Raw genomic sequence first — 25,395 nt, 5'->3', positions numbered from 1 at the left:
GTTGTGGCGAGGCCCGGTGTCCCTGGTGGGGTGCCGGGCCTCGGTCTTTTTCCGGCGCTGTCAGTACGGTCTGGTAGGAATGCTGCTGTGAGCAGCGAGAACGGGGCGGGTGTGGGTGCGGGCGCCGGGGGTGGGGTGCCCGAGGCCGAGCAGCTCGCGTTGATTCGGGACAGTGTGCGGGGGGCCAAGGTGCCGCGGGCCAAGCCGCGGACGTGGCGGGGGGCCGCGCTCGCCAAGGAGCTGCCGGTGGCGCGGGTTCTGGTCGACAAGGGCGTGCTGCACCTCGACCGGTACTTCGACTATGCCGTTCCCGAGGAACTGGACGAGGTCGCTCAGCCCGGGGTGCGGGTCCGCGTGCGCTTCGGGGCCGGGTCGCGGAACGTGCGCGAGGGACGGCGCGAGGGCGGCGGGCTGATCGACGGGTTCATCGTCGAGCGGTGCGCCGAGACCGAGTACAGCGGGCCGCTGGCCGCCCTGGCGCAGGTCGTCTCACCGGAGCCCGTGCTGGACGCCGGGCTGCTCGAACTCGCTCGCGCCGTCGCCGACCGGTACGCGGGCAGCCTCGCCGATGTGTTGCAGCTGGCGATCCCGCCCCGGCACGCGCGCGCCGAGTCCCGGGCGGCCGGTGCTCCCGCGGCACCCCCGGCCGCCCCGGACGCCGGGACCTGGCGGCGGTACGGGCACGGGGCCGAGTTCCTCGGAGCGCTGGCCTCGGGAGGGTCGCCCCGTGCGGTGTGGACCGCGCTGCCCGGGCCGCAGTGGGCCGAGGAGATCGCCCGCGCCGTGCAGGCCACGCTCGCCTCAGGGCGGGGAGCGCTCGTCGTCGTGCCCACAGGGCGGCCCGCCGCGCGCGTGGACGCCGCGCTCACCGCGCTCCTCGGCGAGGGGCAGCACGCCCTGCTGACCGCCGACGCCGGGCAGGAGCGGCGCTACCGGGAGTGGCTGTCCGTGCGCCGGGGTGAGGTGCGGGCCGTCGTCGGGACGCGGGCCGCCATGTTCGCGCCCGTACGGGATCTTGGGCTGGTGGTCGTCTGGGACGACGGCGACTCCAACCACAGTGAGGACCGCGCCCCTTTCCCGCATGTGCGGGAGGTGCTGGAGCTGCGGGCCACCCGCGACAAGTGCGGGTTCCTGTTGGGGAGTTGGAGCTGCACGGTCGAGGCCGCCCAGCTCGTCGAGAGCGGCTGGGCCGCGCCTCTGGTGGCCGACCGCGAGCAGGTCCGGGGCGCGGCGCCGCTCGTGCGCACCGTGGGCGACGGGGACCTCGCGCGTGACGAGGCGGCGCGGGCCGCGCGGCTGCCGACGCTGGCCTGGCGGGCCGTGCGGGAAGGGCTGAAGCACGGGCCCGTCCTGGTCCAGGTGCCCCGGCGCGGCTATGTGCCGCGGCTCGCGTGCGAGCGGTGCCGGGAGCCCGCGCGGTGCCGCCGGTGCGCCGGTCCGCTGGAGGCGCAGGAGAGTGGCGCCGCTCTGCGCTGCGGCTGGTGCGGGGTGGCGGAAGCCGCCTGGCACTGCGATTCCTGCGGTGGGTTCCGGCTGCGGGCGCAGGTCGTGGGGGCGCGGCGGACGGCCGAGGAGCTGGGGCGGGCGTTTCCGGCGGTGCCGGTACGGACGTCGGGGCGCGAGCAGGTGCTCGACACGGTGCCGGGAGCGCCCGCGCTGGTGGTCAGCACGCCCGGGGCGGAGCCCGTCGCCGAGGGAGGGTACGCCGCCGCGCTGCTGCTGGACGGCTGGGCCATGCTCGGCCGGCCCGATCTGCGGGCGGGCGAGGACGCGCTGCGGCGGTGGATCGGGGCCGCCTCGCTCGTGCGTCCGCAGGGTGCGGGCGGCACCGTGGTGGTCGTCGCCGAGCCGACGCTGCGGCCCGTGCAGGCGCTGGTGCGGTGGGACCCCGTGGGGCACGCGGTGCGGGAGCTCGCGGACCGGGCCGAGCTGGGCTTCCCGCCGGTGTCGCGGATGGCGGCGGTCTCCGGGCCGCCGGAGGCGCTCGCGGGGTTCCTCGCCGGGGCCGAACTGCCCCCGGAGGCCGTGGTGTTGGGCCCCGTCCCGGTACGGGACCCTGGCCCCGGCCCCACGCGGCGCCCCGGCGCGGCGCCCGCCGGTGAGCAGTGGGAGCGGGTGCTGATCCGCGTGCCGCCGGGCAGCGGGGCCGCGCTCGCCGCCTCACTGAAGACGGCGCAGGCCGCGCGGATGGCCCGGGGGGCTAAGGGGGCCCGGGAGGGCGGCGCCGAGGCGGTGCGGATCCGGGTGGATCCGCTGGACATCGGCTGAGGGTTCGGGTTCCGGTGGGGGTGGGGGCGGCGTATGGCTGCCCCTCGTGATGGGAGGGAGGCCGGCTGCCCTCTCGCCGTGGGCAAGGAGGCAGGGAGGCAGTGCCCGTGGGGCGCGGGTCGGCTGTGCGCGCCCGTGAGGATGGCGTCGTGGCTGTGCGGATTCGGGTGGGGCCGCTGGTCATCAGCTGAGGTTGCGGACGGGGCGGCATACGACTGCCTCCTCGCCGCAGGCAACGCGGCGAGGAGGCAGTCGTCGTGGGGTGCCGGTCAGCCGTTGCGGGGGCCCGGGAACGCGCTCGGCCTGGCTTCCTCGCGGAGGGCGGGGCTGCCCGCGGTCGGCTGGGTCGGCATCGTGCGGGCCGCGGGGACGGACGGCAGGGGGCCGCCGACCGGGAACGGGCGGGGGGCCGTGGTCGTGGTGGTCGAGGTCGGTGCCGGGGCCTCCGTCGCCCGCTCCGCCTCGGCCGCCGCCTGCGTGGTGGCCCGCCGCGCGCCGTAACGGCGGTGGACCGCCTGCTTGGTGACGCCGAGCGCCGAGCCCACCGCGTCCCACGAGAACCCGAGCGAGCGGTCGAAGTCCACGGCCGCGGTGACCAGCGTCTCGACGCTGTCCCGCAGTTCCTGGGCGAGGCGGACGGTCGGGGCGGGCGCCCGCCCGTACACGACGAAGCCCGCGGAGGGGCTGGAGCGGCGCGGGCGGTAGACGTTGCCGAGCTGGGCGGTGAGGGTGCGCAGTGCGTCCACCTGCCGGCGGACCCGCTCGATGTCCCGCACCAAGAGGTGCAGGCTGGCCCGTGCCTGGGCGTCGTGGGTTGCGTGGTCGGCCATGAACAAGCCTCTCGAACCGGCGTTGAAAAGGATCGAGCCGCGACCGCGGCCCATTTTGGTCAACTCTTACTTGACCAACGCGCTAGCGCGTGTGGGGTCACGGTGCAGGGGCGTATGCGCATATGCACAGGGCGCGCGTCAGTTCGTACGCCCCCACGTGCGTCAACGGCCGCCGCCCATAGACTGGTGCGCTGCCGTCGCTCCCACACAGATCCGAGGTACCACCCAGTGAAGCTCGTCTTCGCAGGCACTCCTGAGGTCGCCGTCCCCGCGCTGGACGCCCTGATCGCCTCCGACCGGCACGAGGTGGCCGCCGTCGTGACCCGTCCGGACGCGCCCGCGGGCCGGGGCCGCAGGCTCGTCGCGAGCCCGGTGGCGGAGCGCGCGCAGGAGGCGGGCATCGAGGTGCTGAAGCCCGAGAAGCCGCGTGACGAGGAGTTCCTGGCGCGGCTGCGGGAGATCGGGCCGGACTGCTGCCCCGTCGTCGCCTACGGCGCGCTGCTGCCCAAGGCCGCCCTCGACGTGCCGGCCCGCGGCTGGGTCAATCTGCACTTCTCGCTGCTGCCCGCCTGGCGCGGCGCCGCGCCCGTGCAGCACGCGGTGATGGCGGGCGACGAGATCACGGGCGCCTCGACGTTCCTGATCGAGCAGGGGCTCGACTCCGGGCCGGTGTACGGCACGGTCACCGAGGAGGTGCGGCCCACCGACACCAGCGGCGACCTGCTCACCCGGCTCGCCTTCGCCGGCTCCGGGCTGCTCGTCGCCACCATGGACGGCATCGAGGACGGCAGCCTCAAGGCCGTGCCGCAGCCGGCCGACGGCGTCACCCTCGCCCCGAAGATCAGCGTCGAGGACGCCCAGGTGGACTGGGCCGCGCCCGCGCTGCGCGTGGACCGCGTGGTGCGCGGCTGCACGCCCGCGCCCGGCGCCTGGACCGTATTCCGCGGCGAGCGGCTGAAGATCATTCAGGCGGCGCTCGTCCCCGACCGCACCGATCTCGCGCCCGGCGAGCTCTCCGCCGCCAAGAACAACGTGTACGTCGGTTCCGGCTCGCACGCCGTCGAGCTGCTCTGGGTCCAGCCGCAGGGCAAGAAGCCGATGCGCGGTGCCGACTGGGCGCGCGGGGTGCGGATCGCCCCCGATGAGCGCCTCGGCGGTGGGGACGTAGGCTGAGTGGGTTCGACCCATTCCAGCAGCGGAGCACCTTTGAACGACCAGCCGAACCGGCGCCCCCGCAAGCCCTCCGGCAAGCCGGGGAAGTCCGGCAAGCCCTACCGTCGGCCCCAGAAGGACCCCGTCCGCATCCTCGCCTTCGAGGCGCTGCGGGCCGTGGACGAGCGGGACGCGTACGCGAACCTCGTCCTGCCGCCCCTGCTGCGCAAGGCCAGGGAGAAGGAGGGGCCCGAGAAGTTCGACGCGCGGGACGCGGCGCTCGCCACCGAACTCGTCTACGGGACGCTGCGCCGCCAGGGCACGTACGACGCGATCGTGGCGGCCTGCATCGACCGGCCGCTGAGCGAGGTCGACCCGCCGGTGCTCGACGTGCTCAACCTCGGTGTGCACCAGCTGCTCGGCACGCGCATCCCGACGCACGCCGCCGTCTCCGCCTCGGTGGAGCTGGCGCGCGTGGTGCTCGGCGACGGACGGGCCAAGTTCGTCAACGCCGTGCTGCGCAAGGTCGCGCAGGACGATCTCGACGGCTGGGTGGAGAAGGTCGCGCCGCCCTACGACGAGGACCCCGAGGACCACCTCGCCGTCGTGCACTCGCACCCCCGGTGGGTCGTCTCCGCGCTGTGGGACTCGCTCGGCGGGGGCCGCGCCGGGATCGAGGACCTGCTCGAGGCCGACAACGAACGCCCCGAGGTCACGCTCGTCGCCCGGCCCGGCCGCTCCACCGCCGATGAGCTGCTCGACTCCGTGGGCGAGGACTCGGCGCTGCCGGGCCGCTGGTCGCCGTACGCCGTGCGGCTCAGCGAGGGCGGGGAGCCCGGACTGATCGAGGCGGTGCGGGAAGGCCGCGCGGGGGTACAGGACGAGGGCAGCCAGCTCGTCGCGCTCGCCCTGGCGAACGCCCCGCTGGACGGCCCCGACCGGAAGTGGCTCGACGGCTGCGCGGGCCCCGGCGGCAAGGCGGCCATGCTGGCCGGGCTCGCCGCCGGGCGCGGTGCCACGCTGCTCGCCTCCGAGAAGCAGCCGCACCGGGCCGGCCTCGTCGCGCAGTCGCTCGACGGCAACCCCGGCCCCTACCAGGTCATCGCCGCCGACGGCACCCGCCCGCCGTGGCGTCCCGGTACCTTCGACCGCGTCCTGATGGACGTGCCCTGCACGGGACTGGGCGCGCTGCGCCGCCGCCCGGAGGCCCGCTGGCGCCGCCGCCCGCAGGACCTGGACGGCTTCGCCCCGCTCCAACGCGCCCTGCTGCGCACGGCGCTGGAGTCGGTGCGCGTCGGCGGCGTCGTCGGCTACGCCACCTGCTCGCCGCACCTGGCCGAGACCCGCGCGGTCGTCGACGACGTCCTCAAGCACACGGGCGGCGCCGAACTGCTCGACGCGCGCCCGCTGCTGCCGGGCGTCCCGGCGCTGGGGGACGGGCCCGACGTACAGCTGTGGCCGCATCTGCACGGGACGGATGCGATGTATCTGGCGTTGATTCGGCGGACGGCCTGATTCGGTGGAGGGCTGGATGCGGTGGTCGGCCTGATGCGGTGGTCGGCCTGATCCGGCGGAGGGCCGGATGCGGTGGAGGGCCGGATGCGGCGGACAGCCTGGTCCGGTGGACGGGCTGGGTCGGGCGAGGGCCGGATCCGTGGGCGGACTGGCCCTTGGACGGCGTCTTCACGTGCGAACTGGCGCGGCGCGGGGCTTCGCGATGGCGAGCGGCCGGGCGTACGGCGTGGGGACCGCCCGTACGTAGGGCGCGAAGAGCGTCCTCGCAGCTCCCGGCCTCGTGCGCGTCCTCGGCGGCGCGGGCGGGGCCCGTCATGGGGCGCTGCCCCTTCGCTGCCGTACACGGCACCGCGCGCGTCCGCGCAAGGCGTCGTGCCCAGGGCGCGGACCGCGGTCCGCGCCGGGCGCCGGGCATGGCAGTCTTGAGGCATGGCCGTGCAGATCAACCCCAGCATCCTGTCCGCGGACTTCGCCCGCCTTGCCGAGGAGGCAAAGGCCGTCGAGGGCGCCGACTGGCTCCACGTCGACGTGATGGACAACCACTTCGTCCCGAACCTGACCCTCGGTGTGCCGATCGTGGAGTCGCTGGCCCGGGCGACGGACACGCCTCTGGACTGCCACCTGATGATCGAGGACCCCGATCGCTGGGCCCCGCAGTACGTCGAGGCGGGCGCCGGATCCGTCACCTTCCACGCGGAGGCCGCCGCCGCCCCCGTCCGCCTCGCCCGCGAGATCCGCGCCAAGGGTGCCCGCGCCTCCATGGCGCTGAAGCCGGCGACGCCCATCGAGCCGTACGAGGACCTGCTGCGCGAGCTCGACATGCTGCTGATCATGACGGTCGAGCCGGGCTTCGGCGGGCAGGCGTTCCTCGACATCATGCTGCCCAAGATCCGCCGCACCCGTGAGCTGATCGGCAAGCACGGTCTGGAGCTGTGGCTCCAGGTCGACGGCGGTGTCTCCGCCGAGACCATCGAGCGCTGCGCGGAGGCCGGCGCCGATGTCTTCGTCGCGGGCTCGGCCGTCTACGGCGCCACGGACCCGGCAGAAGCGGTACGTTCATTGCGTGCCCAAGCGACGGCAAAGACCGCGTCAAGTGCCTGGGCATGCGACCACTGAGCCACGGGAACGTGAACGCAGTCCCTCAGGGCTGATCAACTAGGCCGGATCTGCAAGGATGAACGGCGAACCCAGTTTGTGAACAGCAGTGAGGAGAGCGCCGTGTCGGCCATGTCGGCGGGTCGGTCAGCCATGCGGATGGGCCCCGCGGAGCTGGTACAGGCGGCGGCCATGGCCCGCCGCTTCTACCTCGAGGGCAAATCCAAGATCCAGATCGCCGAGGAGTTCGGCGTCAGCCGCTTCAAGGTGGCCCGGGTCCTGGAGACGGCACTTGAGCGGGATCTCGTGCGCATCGAGATCCGGGTCCCGGCGGAGCTGGACGCCGAGCGCTCCGACGCGCTCCGCGCCCGCTACGGCCTGCGGCACGCCGTCGTCGTGGAGTCGCCGGCGCCCACCGACGAGATCGAGGACTCACCCGACCCCGAGAACCTCGGCGAGGTCGCGGCGGACCTCCTCGGCGAACTCGTCACCGAGGGCGATGTGCTCGGCCTCGCCTGGGGCCGCTCCACGATCCACATGGCGGCCGCGCTCGATCAGCTGCCGCCGTGCACGGTCGTGCAGCTGACCGGTGTCTACGACGCGGGGACCGCCGAGCGCGGCTCGGTGGAGGCCGTGCGCCGCGCCGCCCAGGTCTCCGGCGGCGAGGCCCACCCCATCTACGCGCCGATGCTGCTGCCGGACCCCGCCACCGCGGCGGCGCTGCGCAACCAGACCGGCATCGCCCGTGCCTTCGAGTACTTCGACAAGGTCACGGTCGCCGCGGTCTCCATCGGCTCCTGGGAGCCGGGCATCTCCACCGTCCACGACATGCTCAGCGACGAGGAGCGAGCGCACTATGCCTCGCTGGGCGTGGCCGCGGAGATGTCCGCGCATCTGTTTGACGCCGAGGGGCGTCGGGTCGGGCGGGACCTCGGGGAGCGGTGCATCACCGTCGAAGCGGATCGGCTTCGGCGCATTCCTGAAGTCGTCGCCATCGCGGGTGGTCAGCGGAAGGCCGCGGCCATCGACGCGGTGCTGAGGTCGGGGCTTGTCACGAGTCTTGTCACGGATACCGCTGCTGCTGATCAGCTTCTTGTGGCGGGGGCGGCGCCGCGGCCCGCGTTGGATCGGGCGGATCCTGACGGCAGCTGAGTCGCTGCGGGTGGTGGGGGCTGGTGGCGCGGTTCCCCGCGCCCCTGTCGCGGCGTGTGGCTTGCGGGGGGCGCTTTACACCGGTGACCACTACGCGTCCTTCAAGGCGGTGCTGAGGTAATGCCAGGCGGAACCGACACCACGCCCGACCCGCTCGCGTCCGTGCTCGACGCCGCGCGCGACGCGGGCTGGACCACCGCGACGCTTCACCTGACCGGGGTGGCCGACAAGGCCGGCTTCATGGAGCGCTGCGCCCGGGGCCTCGGTCTGCCCGACTGGTTCGGGCGCAACTGGGACGCCCTCGCCGACTGCCTCGGCGACCTGTCGTGGGCGCCGCCCGCGCGCGGGCGGCTGATCGTCGTCTCCGGCTGGCAGGAGTACGCGCGGGCCGCGCCGGAGGAGTGGGCCGTCGCGCAGGAGGTCTTCTCGTCCTCGGTGGAGCACCGGAGGGGCGCGGAGGCGCCGCTGGAGATCGTCCTCGCCCTCGGTTGAGCCCCGCCGCGGAAACGGCGGGGCCCGGCCGGGTGGCCTGACGGTCAGGCCGTCAGGTGCGTACGGATCCTCTCCAGTACGGAAGCGGCGTGCGTGTCCAGGTAGAAGTGCCCGCCACGGTACGCGTGCAGCTCGAAGTGCCCGGTGGTGAACTCGCGCCAGCCCTCGGCCTCGTCGACGGTGACCATCGGGTCCGCGTCGCCGGTCAGCACCACCAGCGGGCAGTTCAGGGGCTCGCCCGGGGTGAGGCGGTAGGTCTCCACCGCGCGGTAGTCGTTGCGGATCGCGGGGAGCAGCATCGCCACCACGTCCGGGTCCTCCAGGAGACCGCCCGAGGTGCCGCCCAGCTCCTTCACCCTGTCGAGCAGACCCGCGTCGTCACGCCGGTGCACCCCCTCGTCACGCGAGAGGGAAGGAGCGGCGCGCCCCGAAGCGAAGAGCGCGACCAGCTCGATGTCCTTCTGCCGGAGCCTGCGGGCGACTTCGAAGGCCACCAGCGAGCCCATGCTGTGGCCGAAGAACGCCAGCGGCCTGTCGGCCCACTCCAGCAGCTCCTCCGCCAGGATGTCGGCCAGCGAGGTCACGCTGTCGACGCACGGCTCCTTGCGCCGCTCCTGCCGCCCCGGGTACTGGACGGCCAGCACGTCGGCCACCGGCGACAGCTGCCGCGACACGGGGAAGAAATAGCTGGCGGCGCCGCCCGCGTGCGGGAAGCACACCAGGCGGACGCCCGCGTCGGAGGGGTGGAAGCGGCGTATGGAAGGGGTGCTGAGGTCCGTCATGTCTGTCATGTCTGTGGTCGCTCCTCGGTACCGGGTCTGCGGGGCACTCCGACTCCCCACTCACGCACGGGAGTTCGCCGTCTTGGGGCCGGGCCAGCGCTTCACCCAGTCCTCCAGGATGTCGACGGCCGTCTCTGTGCCGTTCTCGGCGCGCACGGCCTCGCCGATGCGCGCCGCCCGCCGGGCCATGCCCTCGTCGTTCAGGGCCTTGCCGAGTGCCTCGTCGAGGAGTTCGGCGGTGAACTTCGAGAACGGGATGGGCCGCGGGGACACGCCGAGCCGGTGCACCTGCGCCGCCCAGAAGGGGCTGTCGGCGAACGTCGGCACGACCACCTGGGGCGTGCCCGAACGCAGCGCCTCGCCCGTGGTGTTGCAGCCGCCGTGGTGGATGATCGCCGACGACCGGGGGAACAGCCAGGGATAGTGCACGTCCTCGACGCGGAACACGTCGTCCGGCACCTCTTCGGGGCCGCCGCCCACGAGCACGAGGCGACGCCCGTACGACCGGACGACGCCGAGCACCTTCCGCAGGGTCTTGTCCGGCTGGTGCACCGGCCAGATGCTGCCGAACGACAGCGTCACCGGGGCGTCCCCGGACTCCACGAAGTCGACCAGCGCGTCGGAGGGGCTCCACTCGCGGTCCCAGAACCAGTAGCCGGTGAACCGCGAGAGGGCGGGCCAGTCGGCGGGCTCGGTGAACATCTCGCGGGTGACGGGGCACAACAGCGGTACGTCACGGCCCAGTTCGCGGTAGGGCGCGCCGAACGGCAGCCCCGGCATGTTCGCGTCCTTGCGGTATCCGCGGATGGAGACCCAGTCCAGGAGGCCCGCCGCGCGGTGCGTCAGGCGGTTGTAGAGCGGACCCAGCTTGCTCGGGGGCGCCATCATGGCCGGCCACTGGCTGGTGGGGTTCAGCGGCCACCAGGTCAGCGAGGCCCAGGGGGCCTTGCCGTTGTCCTCGAACAGGATGCGGCTCAGTACGCTGTTGACCACCAGGTCGGCCCCCTCGCACACCTCCGCTATGCGGGAGGCGAGCAGGCGGATGTGCTCCTGCGTCTGCCGGGGGACCTTGCGCGCCGCGCGGAAGAGCGAGGCGCCCTGCTGGAGCGCCTCGGCGAGCGCCGGGTGCGCCAGGAAGTCCCGTGGGCTGCCCGGGAGTTCGGCGAAGTCGAGGCCGGACTCACGCACCAGCTTCTCGAAGTCACCGTGGGTGGCGAGGATCACCGAGTGTCCGCGGGCCGTCAGGGTCCTGCCCAGCGCGATGAACGGCTGGACGTCACCCCTTGATCCGGTGACAACGAGCGAGACGTGCATGAATCCTCCGTTGTTCAGTAATAGGGGTGTTCAGTAATAGGGGACGTAGCGGTCGAGCATGCGGTCCAGGTAGTCGGAGTCGGCCACCGGTCGCAGCTCGGGCAGCAAGGCGCAGAGCTTGTCGACCGACACCCGGGTCAGGCTGAAGGGCACGTCGAGGATCTCGTGCCGCGCGAAGAGCCCCAGACGCTTCTCGATGCCGTGGACGACGGTCTCCACGGGCAGCGGCGTCCCCGAGGCCACGTTGACCACCTCGTTCTCGACGCCCTGTTCGAGGAGGCCGTCGACAGCCCGGACCAGGTCGGCCACGTCCACCAGATCGCGGTGCGCGCCCTTGTACAGCCGCACGTTGCCGTCGCGTACCTGCCGGACGAAGGCGGGCAGCAGTTGGTGCGGGCGCTGCCAGCGGCCCGTCGCATGGCTCACCCGCAGCACGAGATACGGCGCTCCGGACCCGGTGACGATGTCCTCCAGGCGCAGTCGCTGGATGCCGTAGGCGGAGGTCGGCCGCAGCTCGGCGTCCTCGGCCATCGGTACGTCCCCGGTGCCGTACAGCGCGTGGGACGCGCTGGAGAGGAACACCATGAGCCGGCCTTCGGCGCGGCATTTGCGGCTGACCTCGTTCACCAGGGCCGTCTCGCGGTCGAACTCCGCGTCCGAGCTCGTCCAGGTGCTGGAGACCCCGGCGGCCAGGACCGTGGCGTTGGGGTGGCGGTCCTCGACGGCCGCCAGGTTGCGGGCGATGAACCCCTTGCCGATGATCTCCATCAGGGGCCCTCCGCGGAGGTGACGCGGACCGCCGATTTGTGGATGGCGTCGAGCAGTTCGGCCGTCCGTACGGTGGTGGCGGCCCAGGCCGGGTGGCCGGAGTCGACGCCGGTGGACGCGGTCTCGCGCACCGCGGCGGCGAACGCGGCCACCGAGCCCGCGAATTGGTGCTCGGCGGGGAGCACGAGCTCCTCGGTGCGGTTCTGCTCCTCGATGCGTACGACGGGCGCCATGGTCGCCGGCGGGGTGAAGGCGCGGTCCACGGTCAGCCGGGCCTCGCTGCCCCAGAGGGTGTAGCGCGAGCCGTAGGTGTGCAGGAAGCCGAAGCCGACCGTCGCGATCTGACCCGCCGAGGCCGCGAGCACCGCGCTGCCCGCGACGTCGACGCCCGAGACCGGGTCGTCGTGCAGTACGGCACCGGCGACGGCGAGGTCGTCGCCGAGGAAGTACTGCGCGAGCCGTACGGGGTAGATGCCGGCGTCCAGCAGGGCGCCGCCGCCGAGTTCGGGACGGTAGCGGACGTCGTGTGCGGGCAGCGGCGGGAAGCAGAACGCCGCGTCGACGTGCCGGAGCCGGCCGATGCGGCCCTGCGCGACCAGCTCGGCGACGCGCCGGTGGAGCCCGTGGTGGACGAAGGCGAGGTTCTCGCGGAGCACGAGGCCGCGTTCCGCCGCGACCCGTGCCAGCGCGCCGGTGTCCGCCGCACCGGTGGTCAGTGGCTTCTCGGACAGGACGTGCTTGCCCGCTTCGAGGGCGGCGTTCACCCAGGTGTGGTGCAGGGAGTTGGGGACCGACACGTAGACGGCGTCGATGTCGTCCCGCTGGAGGAGCCGCTCGTAGCCGTGCACGGCCTCGCAGTCGAAGTCGGCGGCGAATCGCTCCGCCTTCTCGCGCTCCCGGCTGGCGATGGCGGCGACGACGGTGTCAGGCACGTCGCGCAGCGCGGGCAGCGTGCGCCGCGCGGCGATCGAGGACGCGCCGAGCACACCGACCCTCAGCGGTAAATCCGACGCAGTGGTGGTACCCACGTTCATTCCCCTCTGGTCTGGCACAGCAGGCTGTGCAGGCAGGCAAGGAGACTCCTGGCCTGGATGTTCAGGTAGTTGCCGTGCTGGACGAGCTCCGAGAGCTGATGGACCGCCAGCCAGCGGAAGTCCTCCGGCTCCCGGAGCTCGCGCTCCGGGGGGATCTCCACGATCAGATAGCGGCTGCGGGTGTGGAAGAAGCGGCCGCCCTCCTCGGAGAGCACGGTGTCGAACCGGATGGCCTCGGCAGGGGCGCTCAGGACCTCGTCCAGGAACGGGGGAGCGGCCTCGGCCGGCAGTACGGCGTAATTCTCCGGGGTGCACTGCACGGTGGGCGCGAGCTCGACGGCGTCCATGAAGCCGGGCTCGTGCTTGGCCCGGACCAGGGCGTGCAGCACGCCCTCGATCCGCTGGACCAGGAAGGCCGTGACACCCTGGCCGCGCGCCTGGATCATCGGCTGGGTCCAGCCGTCGATCTCGCGGCTGCCGGTCTTCACGTCCACGGCCATCACGTCGAAGAACAGGCCGGATTCGTGTGAGATCCGATCCTCGGAGCGGTGCCAGCCCCGCAGGGAGCCGAGGCCGACGAGAGTGGCCTCGCCCTCGAAGTCCGCCCGTGCGCCGGTGAACCAGTTGCGCAGCGAGCCGGCGGAGTGCAGCGAGCCGTGGCCGGGAACCAACGATCTTGTCAGTGCGGAACGAACGGTGTCGGTCCTGTCCGGATACAGTGATCGTGGATCACCTTCCGGGGGCCGGAAGTCGGGTAACGCGGGATCCGTCAACGGGAGGCAGGACATGACCGTGCGCGCGTCCATGTTCACCAGATCGTCCACCGCGAGCAGGGCGTGCAGCTGCCCTGCCGACAGCCAGTAGAAGCCGTCGAGCAGCTCCACGTCCTCCGTGGTTTTGACCACCATGTTTCGATTACGTTTCCGGTAGAACCAGGAGCCCTGCTCCGACTGGAGCACATCGGCGAGCACGCTATGCCGTGCGGCATTCCGAAAATAGTCGAGATAAGGCACCGGACGGCCGCCGTGCACCCTGGTGTAGTTACTCCGTGTTGCCTGCACGGTGGGTGAGAGCTGTACGCCGTTATGGTTTCCCGGCTCCATCTTCGCCTGCATCAGGCAGTGCGGTATGCCGTCGAATTCCTTGACCAGTATGCCCAGTACGCCGACTTCCGGCTGACTGATGACCGGTTGTTCCCAAGAAGGTACTGACCCCGGTGCGTCACGAACGCGCAGACCCCGTACCGAAAAGAACCGGCCACTGTCGTGAACGAGGTTTCCGTTCGACTCCTCGAATCGCCACCCCTTCAGCTCCGTGAACGGGATGTGACGAACCATCGACTGTTCTGTGTCGCGGTACGCGGTGAACCACGCGTGAAAATCCCGCAGACTCGTGATGGCTTGATCCACGTCTCGCAGGGAGTCGGAGATCCTGGTGGTCAGGCCGGCCCCGGGCCTGGTCAACACGTTGGCGCTGCCCGTCGGGGCGTGCGTCATCAGTGGCTCCTTGTTCCCTGGCGAGGGTTTGTGGACGGGGTGGTGGGGGGAGGGTCCGTATTTGGGGCGGCCGACTCCGGCGTGCGGCGATAACCGTCGACTCCCGACATTCCCGGGGGAGCGTGCGCCTAGTCCTGTGGTTTCCGGCCCTGGCTAGTCCTACGTCTCTCGCGAGCGGCTGTCAACACGCTCCATGTGACTTCGGGCCGTCCATACGGTGTACTGCGCAAGGGGGTTCGCGGCCGGTGTCATCAGGGATGCCATCAGGGATGCCGTCAGGCATGTCAGCAGGGATTATTTGACGTAATCATGATGGTGCGTTCCGGTGCCGGACCTCTGTGACTCCCATCACATTGTCACCTCCGTTAGTGGTGTGGCAGGGTTGATGTACGCATTTGAACTGCTCTTTTTTCCGCGCTGAATCAAGAAACTCGCGATAAGTCATCCGACGCTTCTGCCGATTGAAATCCGGTTGTGGGCGGCCGTCGGAACAAAACTATTGCGTCGACGACTTCGGCGAATCTGAAGATCTAAGCGGGGGTTCAATTTTGTCCAGGGCTGCTCGGTCGGCGCAGCACGGTGGCGGCGGCGATCAGATAGCGGTGGTGGGGATCTCCTGCCGCCTGCCGCAGGCCGGTTCAGTGGCGCGGTTACGGCGACTCCTGCACGACGGAGTCGACGCCGTCACCGCCTTACCGCAGGGGCGCTGGCCCCAACGACCGCAAGATCAAGCCGTGTTGGCCGCCGAGCGCGGTGGCTTCCTGGACCACGTCGACCAGTTCGACGCCGACTTCTTCGGGATCTCCCCGCGCGAGGCCGCGGCCATGGACCCCCAGCAGCGCCTCGCGCTCGAACTGGGCTGGGAACTCCTCGAGAACGGCGGCGTCACCCCCGACCGCCTGACGGAACAGCGCGCCGGTGTCTTCGTCGGCGCCATGAGCGACGACTACGCCACCCTCACCAGACAGCGCAGCTCCGAAGCCGTCTCCCACCACACACTCGCCGGTCTCCAGCGCAGCATGATCGCCAACCGGCTCTCCTACCTCCTGGGCGTGAACGGCCCCAGCCTGACGGTCGATTCGGGCCAGTCCTCCTCCCTCGTCGCCGTCCACATGGCGTGCCAGAGCCTGCGTGCCGGGGAGTGCGAGATCGCCCTCGCCGGCGGCGTGAACCTGAACCTCACCTTCGACGGCACCCTGACCGTCTCCCGCTTCGGCGGACTCTCGCCCGACGGCCGCTGCTACACCTTCGACGCCCGCGCCAACGGCTACGTACGCGGTGAGGGCGGTGGCTTCGTCCTCCTGAAGCCGCTGGCCCAGGCGCTCCGGGACGGCGACCACATCCACGGCGTCCTGCGCGGCAGCGCCGTCAACAACGACGGCGGCGGCGACAGCCTCACCACCCCCAGCCGGCAGGCGCAGGAAGAGGTGCTGCGCCGCGCCTACGCCGCGGCGGACGTCCGCCCCGAGGACATCCAGTACGTCGAACTCCACGGCACGGGCACCGCTGTCGGCGACCCCATCGAGGCGGCGGCGCTCGCCTCCGTCCTCGGCTCCACCCGCCCGGCGGACGCACCGCTGCGGGTCGGCTCGGTCAAGACGAACGTGGGCCACCTGGAGGGCGCCGCGGGCATCGTGGGCCTGATCAAGGTCCTGCTGTCCGTCGAAGCGGGCGAGCTGCCCGCGAGCCTCAACTTCGAGACGCCCAACCCCGCCATTCCGCTGGAGGACTGGCGGCTCCAGGTCCAGACCGAACTCACCCCCTGGCCGCGGCCGGACGCGCCGCTGCTGGCCGGCGTGTCGTCGTTCGGTGTGGGCGGGACGAACGCGCACGTGGTCGTGGAGCAGGCCCCCGAAGCCGAAGCCGAAGCCGAGGCCGGGGTGGGGGTCGGGTCCGGTCTGGTTGGGCTGGTGGCCGGTGGTGGTGTGGTGCCGTGGGTGCTTTCGGGGCGGTCGGTTGCGGGGTTGCGGGGGCAGGCGGAGCGGCTGCGGGAGTTTGTTGCGGCGTCCGGGGCTTCGGTTGCTGATGTGGGGTGGTCGTTGGCGTCGTCGCGGGCGGGGCTTGAGCATCGGGCGGTGGTGCTGGGTCCGGGCCGTGAGGAGTTGTTGGCGGGGTTGGAGGCCGTGGCGGCGGGTGAGCCTGCCGAGGGTGTGGTCTCTGGGGTGCGGGCTGGTGAGGGTGACGGGGTGGTGTTCGTCTTCCCTGGTCAGGGTTCGCAGTGGGCCGGTATGGCGACCGAACTCGTGGACGGGTCGAGCGTGTTCGCGGAGCGGTTCGGTGAGTGTGCGGACGCGTTGGCGCCGCATATCGACTGGGTGCCCGTGGATGTTCTGCGGGGGGAGCCGGGCGCGCCGTCGCTGGATCGTGTGGACGTCGTCCAGCCGATGCTGTGGGCGGTGATGGTCTCCCTGGCGGAGGTGTGGCGTGCGCATGGTGTGCGGCCTGCCGCTGTCATCGGCCACTCGCAGGGGGAGTTGGCGGCTGCGGTGGTGGCGGGTGTGCTGTCGGTCGAGGATGGTGCGCGGATCGTCGCGTTGCGCAGTCAGCTGATCGGGCGGGAGCTGGCCGGTCAGGGCGGGATGGTGTCGGTGCCGCTGGCGGAGGCCGCGGCGGTCGGGCTCATCGAGCCCTGGAGCGGTCGCATCAGCGTGGCCACGGTCAACGGCCCTCAGTCGACCGTCGTCGCGGGTGAGGCAGCCGCGTTGGACGAGCTGATGGCCGCGTGTGAGCGTGATGAGGTACGCGCCCGCCGCATCCCCGTGGACTACGGGTCGCATACGCCGCAGGTGGAGCAGTTGAAGGACGCGTTGCTGGAGCTGGCCGCTCCTGTGACGGCACGTTCGGGTGACGTACCCATGTACTCGACCGTGACGGGTGAGCTGCTCGGCGAGGGTGTGGCGGATGCGGAGTACTGGTTCCGTAATCTGCGGCAGCCGGTGCGGTTCCATGACACGGTGCGGGGGCTGATCGCTTCGGGGCACACCACCTTTGTCGAGGTGAGTCCGCATCCGGTGTTGACCTCTCCGGTCGAGGAGACCGGTGAGGCGGTGGGTGTGGATGTGTTCGCGGGGGGCACCCTGCGGCGTGAGCAGGGCGGGACCCGGCGCTTCCTGACCTCTCTTGCGCAGGTGTGGGCGCATGGTGTGGAGCCGGACTGGCGGGCCGTGTTCGCCGGTACGGGTGCGCGGCGTGTCGAGTTGCCCACGTATGCCTTCCAGCGCCGCCACTACTGGCTGGACGGCGCCGCCGTTGCCCCCCAGGCCGGGGCCGAAGCCCCTGCGGCCGTCCAAGCGGCCGAGGCGACGCAGGACGTCGCGCTCGCCGTGCGGGCCCAGGCAGCCGCCGTGCTGGGGTACGGGACGCCGGAAGAGATCGACGTACGGCGTACCTTCAAGGACCTCGGCTTCGACTCGATCATGCTGGGCGATCTGCGCGGCAGGCTGAACACCGTGCTCGGCGGTCGGCTCACCATGGCAACCCTCTTCTCGCACCCGACCCCGGCCAGGCTCGCGGCGCACCTGGAATCCCTGCGCGGCAGCGCCGGAGAGCCCTCCACCGCGGCCGTCGCGGCACGCGGGCCCGGCCGTGACGGCGCGGCGGACCCCGACGACGATCTCATCGCCATCGTGGGCATGAGCTGCCGCTTCCCCGGTGGCGTCGCCTCGCCCGAGGACCTGTGGCGCCTCGTCACCTCCGAGCAGGACGCCATCTCGGAGTTCCCCGACGACCGCGGCTGGGACCTGGAGCGGCTGCTGAGCCCCGACGGGCCGGGCCGTGTCTCCGTCGGCGTCGGCGGATTCGTCGACCGCGTCACGGACTTCGACCCCCGCTTCTTCGGGATATCCCCGCGCGAGGCGCTCGCCATGGACCCGCAGCAGCGGCTGCTCCTCGAGACCTCCTGGGAACTCCTGGAGCGCGCCGGCATCGACCCGGACGTGCTGCGCGGCACTCGGACGGGCGTGTTCGTCGGCACGATGGACCAGGAGTACGGCCCCCGCCTGCACGAGGCACCGGAGACGCTCGACGGCCTGATGCTCACCGGCAAGGGCACCAGCGTCGCCTCCGGCCGCATCGCCTACGTACTCGGTCTGACGGGCCCCGCGCTGACGGTGGACACCGCCTGCTCCTCCTCGCTGGTGGCCCTGCACCTGGCCGTGCAGTCCCTGCGGCGCGGCGAGTGCACGCTGGCCCTCGCCGGCGGCGCCACGGTCCTGTCCACGCCCGGCATCTTCACCGAACTCACCAGCCAGCAGGGCCTGGCGCTCGACGGCCGCTGCAAGGCGTTCGCCGCGGCCGCCGACGGCACCGGCTTCTCCGAGGGCGCGGGCATGCTCCTGGTCGAGCGGCTCTCGGACGCGCGCCGCAACGGCCACCGGGTGCTCGCGGTCGTCCGCGGCTCCGCGATGAACCAGGACGGCGCCTCCAACGGCCTGACGGCCCCCAACGGCCTCTCCCAGCAGCAGGTCATCCGGGACGCCTGGTCGAGCGCCGGTCTCGCCTCCGCCGACGTCGACATGCTGGAGGCGCACGGCACGGGAACCGCGCTCGGCGACCCCATCGAAGCCGAGGCGCTGCTCGCCACGTACGGCCAGGACCGGCCCGAGGAGCGGCCGCTGCTGCTCGGCTCGCTCAAGTCCAACATCGGCCACACCCAGGCGGCCGCGGGCGTCGCGGGCGTCATCAAGTCGGTCCTCGCCATCCGGCACGGCCTCGTGCCGCGCACCCTGCACGTCGACGGTCCGACGCCCGAGGTGGACTGGTCCACCGGCGCGGTCCGCCTCGCCACGCAGAGCACCCCGTGGCCCGAGGCCAGCCCGGTCCGCAGGGCCGGCGTCTCCTCGTTCGGCATCAGCGGCACCAACGCCCACGTCATCATCGAGCAGGCGCCCGAGGGCGCCGGAGCCCCCGTCGAGGAGCCCGCGCGGATCGCGTCCACGGCACGGATGCGCGACGGCGGTGCGCTGCCCTGGGTGATCTCCGGCCGTACCGCGGCGGGACTGCGCGCACAGGCCGCACGGCTGCGCGAGTTCGCGGCCGAAGCCGGCGCCACGGACGAGGAACTCGGGCGCGCCCTGGCCACGACCAGGTCGGCCCTGGAGCACCGCGCCGTCGTGGTGGCCGACGACCGGGAGACGTTCCTGGCCGGGCTCGACGCCCTGGAGGCGGGGGAGTCCGCCGCCCACGTACTGACGGGACGCGCGGCCGACGAGCCCGGCGACCTGGTGTTCGTCTTCCCCGGACAGGGGCACCAGTGGGCGGGCATGACCGCCGAGCTGATGGAGACCTCGCCGGTGTTCGCCGACTCCATGCGGCGCTGCGCCGAGGCGCTCTCCGCCGAGCTCGACTGGGACCTGCTCGACGTCCTGCGCGACGACCGGGGCCTGGAGAAGGTCGATGTCCTCCAGCCCGTGCTGTGGGCCGTCATGATCTCGCTCGCCGAGGTCTGGCGCTCCGTCGGTGTCGTGCCCACGGCTGTCGTCGGCCACTCCCAGGGCGAACTCGCGGCCGCCTGTTTCTCCGGTGCGCTCTCGCTCGCCGACGGTGCCCGCCTCGTGGTGCTGCGCAGCAGGCTCGCGGCCGCCGAACTGGACTGCAGCGGCGCCCTGTTGACGCTCAGCGCACCCGTCGGCCAAGTCGAGGAGATGCTCGCGGGACGCGACGGCGTGTGGATCGCGGCCGCCAACAGCCCCGGCTCCACGGTGGTCGGCGGCCTCCCCGAGGCCCTCGCAGCCGTGCGCGAGGAGGCCGAGCGGGCCGAGCTGCGCCCGCGGGTCGTCCCCGCCGCCTTCGCCTCGCACACGCCCGTGGTCGAGGCCATCAAGGAACCGCTGCTCGCCGGGGCCGCCGGGGTCGCCCCGCGCACCGGCACGATCCCGATGTACTCGACCGTCACCTCAGAACTGATCGACGGCGCGACGCTCGATGCCCGGTACTGGTACGATAACCTGCGCCGGCGGGTCCGCTTCCAGGACACCGTCGAGACCATGCTGGACGCGGGCAAGCGGATCTTCCTGGAGATCAGCGCGCACCCCGTGCTCACCGCCCCGCTGCAGGCCGTCGGGCACGCCGCCGAGCGCGACATCCTCTGTGCCGGTACGCTCCGCCGCGACCAGGGCGGCATCCGCCAGGTGCTCACCAACCTCGGGCAGCTGTGGACACGAGGGGTCCGGCCCGACTGGACCGCGCTCTTCGCCCCGGCCGCCGACGGCACCGAGCCCGTCGAACTGCCCACCTACGCCTTCCAGCGCGACCGCTACTGGCTCGCGCCCTCGGCCGCCGGCGGCCCGGTGCGGGTCGAACTGCCCTCCGCGGCGGTCTCCGAACCGGTCGACGGCTTCCGGCAGAAGGTCCTCGACGCGCCCACCGACGCCCAGCGGCTGCGCGTCGTCCTGGACGAGGTGTGCGGCCAGGCCGCGGCCGTCCTCGGCTGGTCCTCGGCCCAGGAGGTCGAGGTCACCCGGGCGTTCCGTGAGGCCGGCTTCGACTCGCTGACCGCCGTGGACCTGCGCAACCGCCTCGGCATCGCGACCGGGCAGCCCCTCGCGCCCACGGCCGTCTTCGACTACCCGACGCCGCTGCGGCTCGCCGAGCACCTGCGCGACCGGATCCTCGGCACGGAAGGCACGGAAGGCACGGAGGACACCGAAGGCGCGGGCGGCGCGGGCGCCACGGCCGGCACTGCGGCGGGCGTCGCCGCCGGGGCGCCCGCGCCGCGACCGGTGACGACCCCATCGCCATCGTCGCCACCAGCTGCCGCTTCCCCGGCGACGTCCGCTCCCCGGAAGACCTGTGGCGGATGCTGCTCGACGGGCGGGACGCCATATCCGGGCTCCCCGACAACCGCGGCTGGGACCTCGACGCGCTGTACGACCCGGACTCCTCGCGGCCCGGCACCAGCTATGTCGACCAGGGCGGATTCCTGCACGACGCCGGGCAGTTCGACGCCGGGTTCTTCGGGATCTCGCCGCGTGAGGCCGTCGCCATGGACCCGCAGCAGCGGCTCCTCCTGGAGACCTCCTGGGAGGCCATGGAACGCGCGGGCCTCGACCCGGCGACGCTGCGCGGCAGCAGGACCGGCGTGTTCGTCGGCGCCGTCCCGCACGGCTACGGCACCGATGCCACCAACACCGAGGAGTCCGGCGGCTATCTGTTCACCGGAGCCGCGGGCAGCGTGGCCTCCGGACGCATCGCGTACACCTTCGGTCTGACGGGTCCGGCGGTGACGGTGGACACGGCGTGCTCGTCGTCGCTGGTGGCGCTGCACCTCGCGGTGCAGGCGCTGCGGCAGGGCGAGTGCACGATGGCGCTGGCCGCCGGAGTCACCGTGATGTCGACGCCGGGTGTCTTCACCGAGTTCAGCCAGAACCGAGGGCTCGCCCCCGACGGCCGTTGCAAGCCCTTCGCCGCCGCGGCGGACGGCACCTCCTGGGGCGAGGGCGTCGGTGTCCTCCTCCTGGAGCCGCTCTCCCGGGCCCGGCGCAACGGCCACCAGGTCCTCGGCGTGATCCGCGGCACCGCGGTCAACCAGGACGGCGCGTCCAACGGCCTGACCGCGCCCAACGGCCCGTCCCAGCAGCGGGTCATCCGCACGGCGCTCGCCAACGCGGGGCTCACCGCGGCGGACGTCGACGTGGTCGACGCGCACGGCACCGGCACCACGCTGGGCGACCCGATAGAAGCGCAGGCGCTCCTCGCGACGTACGGTCAGAACCGTCCCGAGGGCCGTCCGCTGCTGCTCGGCTCGCTGAAGTCCAACATCGGCCACACCTCCGCCGTCGCGGGCGTGGCGAGTGTCATCAAGATGGTCGAGGCGATGCGCCACGGCGCGGTGCCCAAGACGCTGCACGTGGATGAGCCGACGCCGCATGTGGACTGGGCCTCGGGCGCGGTGGAGCTGGTGACCGAGGAGCGTCCGTGGCCCGAAACGGGCCGGGTGCGCCGCGCGGGTGTGTCGTCGTTCGGTGTGAGCGGGACGAACGCACACGTCATCGTCGAGCAGGCCCCTGCGGAGGAGGCGCCCGAAGCCGAAGCCGAGGTCGGGTACGGTCCGGCTGGGCTGGTCTTCGGTGGCGGCGCTGTCCCATGGGTGCTTTCGGGGCGGTCGGCCGCCGGACTGCGTGGGCAGGCGGAGCGGCTGGCGGAGTTCGTGGCGTCGTCCGAGGCCTCGGTCACCGATCTGGGGTGGTCGTTGGCGTCCTCGCGTGCGGGGCTCGAGCACCGGGCTGTGGTGCTGGGTTCGGACCGTGAGGAGTTGCTGGCGGCGCTGAAGTCCTTGGAGGAGGACGAGCCGGCGTCCGGCGTGGTCACGGGCGTGGCGTCGGAGGGCAACGCTTCAGACGTGGTGTTCGTCTTCCCTGGTCAGGGTTCGCAGTGGGCCGGTATGGCGACCGAACTCCTGGGCAGCTCAAGCGTGTTCGCGGAGCGGTTCGGTGAGTGTGCGGACGCGTTGGCGCCGCATATCGACTGGGTGCCCGTGGATGTTCTGCGGGGGGAGCCGGGCGCGCCGTCGCTGGATCGTGTGGACGTCGTCCAGCCGATGCTGTGGGCGGTGATGGTCTCCCTGGCGGAGGTGTGGCGTGCGCATGGTGTGCGGCCTGCCGCTGTCATCGGCCACTCGCAGGGGGAGTTGGCGGCTGCTGTGGTGGCGGGCGTCTTGTCGGTCGAGGATGGTGCGCGGATCGTCGCGTTGCGGAGTCAGCTGATCCGGCGGGAGTTGGCCGGTCAGGGCGGGATGGTGTCGGTGCCGCTGGCGGAGGCCGCGGCGGTCGGGCTCATCGAGCCCTGGAGTGGTCGCATCAGCGTGGCCACGGTCAACGGCCCTCAGTCCACTGTCGTCGCGGGTGAGGCTGCGGCGTTGGATGAGCTGATGGCCGCGTGTGAGCGCGATGAGGTACGCGCCCGCCGCATCCCCGTGGACTACGGGTCCCACACGCCGCAGGTCGAGCAGTTGAAGGACGCGTTGCTGGAGCTGGCCGCTCCCGTGACGCCGCGTTCCGGTGACGTACCCATGTACTCCACCGTGACCGGCGAACTGCTCGCGGACGGCATGGCCGACGCCGAGTACTGGTACCGCAACCTCCGCGAGCCCGTCCGCTTCCTCGACACCGTGCACGCGCTGATCGCCGCGGGCCACACCACCTTCGTCGAGGCCAGCCCGCACCCCGTCCTCACGTACGCGATCTCGGACGCGGGCGAGGCCGTGGCGCGCGACGTCACCGCGGTCGGCACCCTGCGCCGCGACGAAGGCGGCCCGCAGCGGCTGCTGACCTCGCTGGCCGAGCTGTGGGTACGAGGTGTCGTACCGGACTGGCAGGCCGTGTTCGCCGGCAGCGGTGCCCGGCGCGTCGAGCTGCCCACGTACGCCTTCCAGACCAAGCACTACTGGTTCGACACGGCACCGGCCCGCCCCGCCGCGGGCGCGGACCCGCACGCCGACTTCTGGGAGGTCGTCGAGCGCGAGGACCTGGAGGAGCTCGCCAAGACCCTGCGGCTCGACGCGGCGCGGTCGGAGCTCACCGCCGTGCTGCCCGCGCTCAACGCCTGGCACCAGCGGCACGCCGAGGCGGCCGCTCTGGAGTCGTGGCGGTACCGGGCGCACTGGAAGTCACTGCCCGGCGGCGCCAAGGCTGCCCTGTCCGGCACCTGGCTGGTGGCCGTCACGCCCGGCCAGCTCGACGGAACGCTGTACGAGACGGTCGCCGGCGCCCTGCGCGACCAGGGCGCCGAGGTCGAACCGCTGGTCGCCGCAGCGTCCGGCGACGAGGCGGGCCCGTGGGCCGAAGGGCTCGCCGCGCACCCTGGCGCGTCCGGTGTCCTCTCGCTGCTCGCCCAGGACGAGACGCTCCTCGCGGACGCCACGGTCCTGCCGACCGGGTACGCCCTGAACCTGGCACTGCTGAAGGAGCTGGAGGCCGCGGACGCGGACATCCCGCTGTGGTGCGCCACCCAGGGCGCCGTGTCCACCGGCGAACGCGACCCGCTCAGCAGCCCCGCCCAGGCGCTGACCTGGGGCCTCGGCAGGGTCGCCGCGCAGGAACTGCCCGCCCGCTGGGGCGGCCTGGTGGACCTGCCGACGGAGCTCGACGAGCGTGCCGTCGCACGGCTCGGCGCGGTGCTCGCGGGCGACGCCGACGAGGACCAGGTCGCCGTCCGCGCGACCGGCGTCTACGGACGCCGCCTCGTCCGCGCCTCGGGCGAGGACTGGACCCCCGCAGCGGCACCGGCGGCACCGGCCAGGTCGCCTGCCTCGCGCGCGAACACCTGCGCTCTCGGGACCACGGCCGCCTGACGTCACTGCGCCGCCTCCTCGACGAGGTGCCCGGCGACAGCCCGCTGACGACCGTCGTGCACACCGCGGCCGTCTTGGACGACGGCGCGCTGACCACCCTGACGCCCGAGCAGCTCGACCGGGTCCTTCGGGTCAAGGCAGGAGCCGCCTGGCACCTGCACGAGCTGACGCGGGACCTGGACCTCACGGCGTTCGTGCTGTTCTCGTCCCTCGCGGGCACCGTCGGCATGGCCGGCCAGGGCAACTACGCGCCGGGCAACGCCTACTTGGACGCGCTCGCCCAGTACCGCCGCGCCCAAGGACTCGCCGCCACCTCCGTGGCCTGGGGCTCCTGGGCCAAGGGCGGCATGGCGGGCCTCGACGCGGTGGGGGAGACCAGCGCACGGCACGGCGTTCCGCTGCTGCCGCCGGAGCGCGCCACCGTCGCGCTGGAAGCGGCCCTGGCGCACGGCGACACCAGCCTCGTCATCGCCGACATCGACTGGGAGAGGTTCGCGCACGCCTACACCGCGACGCGGCCCAGCCGACTGCTCGACGAACTCCCGGAGGCCCGCGCCGTCCTGACGGCGGACGAGCCCACGGAGGGCGCCGTCACCGCCGGGCTGCGCGAACGCCTCGCCGGGCTCGCACCGGCCGAACGCGACCGGCAGCTGCGCGAGGCCGTACGGGCCCAGGTCGCGGCCGTCCTCGGCCACGACTCGGTGGAGACGGTGGAGTTGCGGCGCCGGTTCCTCGAACTCGGCCTGGACTCGGTCACCGCCGTGGAGCTGCGCAACCGGCTCAGCACCGCGACCGGTCTGCGGCTGCCCACCACCGTGATCTTCGACTTCCCGACCGTGACGGAGCTCGTGCGCCACCTCGGCACCGAACTCTTCGGCGACGAAGACGAGGCCGCGGACGCGGGCGCGCCGGGAGCGGCCGAACTCGAACGGCTGGAGGCGCTGTTGACCGGCCTCCCCGAAACCGACCCCTCAAGAACCGAGCTGGCGGAACGGCTTCGGCAGCTGCTGCGCGCCGCCACCGGCGCGGCTCCCGACGGCGAGGAAGCCGTCGACGTGGAGGACCTCGAATCCGCAAGCAACGACGAGATCTTCGACTACATCGGCAAGGAGTTCGGGATCTCCTGAGCCCCGGACTCCTGTCGACGTCGCGGCTCCGACCAGCGCCTTCCCGCGGGCGCACGCACACTTCCGTCTCACCCTCGGGGGA

Annotated in this window: 14 protein-coding genes and 1 pseudogene; 9 read left to right on the top strand and 6 right to left on the bottom strand. The window is 72.5% G+C overall.

Annotated elements, in window-relative coordinates:
- Nucleotides 1–87 precede the first annotated feature (87 nt).
- Nucleotides 88–2,268 (top strand): primosomal protein N', encoded by a 2,181-nt coding sequence (locus tag KKZ08_RS06470; RefSeq protein WP_223773521.1) that lies wholly within the window; start codon nt 88–90, stop codon nt 2,266–2,268.
- A 269-nt stretch (nt 2,269–2,537) separates the two neighbouring features.
- Here KKZ08_RS06470 and KKZ08_RS06465 read toward each other — a convergent pair whose 3' ends face one another.
- A complete protein-coding gene (locus KKZ08_RS06465; protein ID WP_223773520.1) occupies nt 2,538–3,098 on the bottom strand; it encodes a hypothetical protein in 561 nt (186 codons plus the stop codon).
- A 228-nt stretch (nt 3,099–3,326) separates the two neighbouring features.
- Between KKZ08_RS06465 and fmt the strand changes: the two genes are divergently transcribed.
- From fmt to KKZ08_RS06440, 5 genes are all read left to right on the top strand, one after another.
- A complete protein-coding gene (fmt, locus tag KKZ08_RS06460; protein WP_223773519.1) occupies nt 3,327–4,271 on the top strand; it encodes a methionyl-tRNA formyltransferase in 945 nt (314 codons plus the stop codon).
- Nucleotides 4,272–4,304: 33 nt separating this feature from the next.
- Nucleotides 4,305–5,765, top strand: coding sequence for a transcription antitermination factor NusB (locus KKZ08_RS06455; protein ID WP_223773518.1), 1,461 nt, complete (start codon nt 4,305–4,307; stop codon nt 5,763–5,765).
- Nucleotides 5,766–6,194: 429 nt separating this feature from the next.
- A complete protein-coding gene (rpe, locus tag KKZ08_RS06450) occupies nt 6,195–6,881 on the top strand; it encodes a ribulose-phosphate 3-epimerase (RefSeq protein WP_223773517.1) in 687 nt (228 codons plus the stop codon).
- A 78-nt stretch (nt 6,882–6,959) separates the two neighbouring features.
- Nucleotides 6,960–8,012 (top strand): sugar-binding domain-containing protein, encoded by a 1,053-nt coding sequence (locus KKZ08_RS06445; protein WP_223773516.1) that lies wholly within the window; start codon nt 6,960–6,962, stop codon nt 8,010–8,012.
- Between the two features lie 120 nt (nt 8,013–8,132).
- Nucleotides 8,133–8,504, top strand: coding sequence for a barstar family protein (locus KKZ08_RS06440; RefSeq protein ID WP_223773515.1), 372 nt, complete (start codon nt 8,133–8,135; stop codon nt 8,502–8,504).
- Nucleotides 8,505–8,548: 44 nt separating this feature from the next.
- Here the strand turns inward: KKZ08_RS06440 and KKZ08_RS06435 are convergent, their stop codons facing one another.
- Genes KKZ08_RS06435 through KKZ08_RS06415 form a run of 5 tightly spaced genes read right to left on the bottom strand, consistent with a single transcriptional unit; the run spans nt 8,549 to nt 13,898 of the window.
- Nucleotides 8,549–9,295, bottom strand: coding sequence for an alpha/beta fold hydrolase (locus KKZ08_RS06435; protein WP_223773514.1), 747 nt, complete (start codon nt 9,293–9,295; stop codon nt 8,549–8,551).
- A 51-nt stretch (nt 9,296–9,346) separates the two neighbouring features.
- Entirely contained in the window at nt 9,347–10,600 is a 1,254-nt protein-coding gene (locus KKZ08_RS06430; protein WP_223773513.1) for a glycosyltransferase, read from the bottom strand.
- 30 nt (nt 10,601–10,630) lie between these two features.
- The gene (locus KKZ08_RS06425) at nt 10,631–11,368 is read right to left on the bottom strand and encodes an NAD-dependent epimerase/dehydratase family protein (RefSeq protein ID WP_223773512.1); all 738 of its coding nucleotides are present in this window, start codon (nt 11,366–11,368) and stop codon (nt 10,631–10,633) included.
- The gene (locus KKZ08_RS06420) at nt 11,368–12,396 is read right to left on the bottom strand and encodes a Gfo/Idh/MocA family oxidoreductase (protein ID WP_223773511.1); all 1,029 of its coding nucleotides are present in this window, start codon (nt 12,394–12,396) and stop codon (nt 11,368–11,370) included. Before KKZ08_RS06420 ends, KKZ08_RS06425 begins: the two co-directional genes overlap by 1 nt.
- Nucleotides 12,397–12,398: 2 nt before the next feature.
- The gene (locus KKZ08_RS06415) at nt 12,399–13,898 is read right to left on the bottom strand and encodes an NDP-hexose 2,3-dehydratase family protein (protein ID WP_223773510.1); all 1,500 of its coding nucleotides are present in this window, start codon (nt 13,896–13,898) and stop codon (nt 12,399–12,401) included.
- A 602-nt stretch (nt 13,899–14,500) separates the two neighbouring features.
- On the opposite strand from KKZ08_RS06415, the pseudogene KKZ08_RS06410 reads away from it, so the two are divergent.
- The 3 genes and pseudogenes from KKZ08_RS06410 to KKZ08_RS38830 all read left to right on the top strand — a co-directional run.
- Nucleotides 14,501–20,434 (top strand): annotated as a pseudogene (locus KKZ08_RS06410) (beta-ketoacyl synthase N-terminal-like domain-containing protein); the annotation flags it as partial.
- Nucleotides 20,435–20,628: 194 nt separating this feature from the next.
- Nucleotides 20,629–24,186, top strand: coding sequence for a type I polyketide synthase (locus tag KKZ08_RS06405; protein ID WP_346657916.1), 3,558 nt, complete (start codon nt 20,629–20,631; stop codon nt 24,184–24,186).
- A gap of 26 nt (nt 24,187–24,212) precedes the next feature.
- Complete coding sequence (locus KKZ08_RS38830; protein ID WP_276573889.1) at nt 24,213–25,313, top strand: beta-ketoacyl reductase; 1,101 nt, start codon at nt 24,213–24,215, stop codon at nt 25,311–25,313.
- The last annotated feature ends 82 nt before the right edge of the window (nt 25,314–25,395 follow it).

Source organism: Streptomyces sp. 135 (genome assembly GCF_020026305.1).
Classification (GTDB): domain Bacteria; phylum Actinomycetota; class Actinomycetes; order Streptomycetales; family Streptomycetaceae; genus Streptomyces.
This window is presented reverse-complemented; position numbering and strand designations above follow the sequence as displayed.

Coding starts and splice junctions, on each gene's coding strand:
- KKZ08_RS06415 (WP_223773510.1), bottom strand. CDS start 13,898: ATGACGCACGCCCCGACGGGCAGCGCCAACGTGTTGACCAGGCCCGGG.
- KKZ08_RS06465 (WP_223773520.1), bottom strand. CDS start 3,098: ATGGCCGACCACGCAACCCACGACGCCCAGGCACGGGCCAGCCTGCAC.
- rpe (WP_223773517.1), top strand. CDS start 6,195: ATGGCCGTGCAGATCAACCCCAGCATCCTGTCCGCGGACTTCGCCCGC.
- KKZ08_RS06435 (WP_223773514.1), bottom strand. CDS start 9,295: ATGACAGACATGACGGACCTCAGCACCCCTTCCATACGCCGCTTCCAC.
- KKZ08_RS06425 (WP_223773512.1), bottom strand. CDS start 11,368: ATGGAGATCATCGGCAAGGGGTTCATCGCCCGCAACCTGGCGGCCGTC.
- KKZ08_RS06440 (WP_223773515.1), top strand. CDS start 8,133: ATGCCAGGCGGAACCGACACCACGCCCGACCCGCTCGCGTCCGTGCTC.
- KKZ08_RS06430 (WP_223773513.1), bottom strand. CDS start 10,600: ATGCACGTCTCGCTCGTTGTCACCGGATCAAGGGGTGACGTCCAGCCG.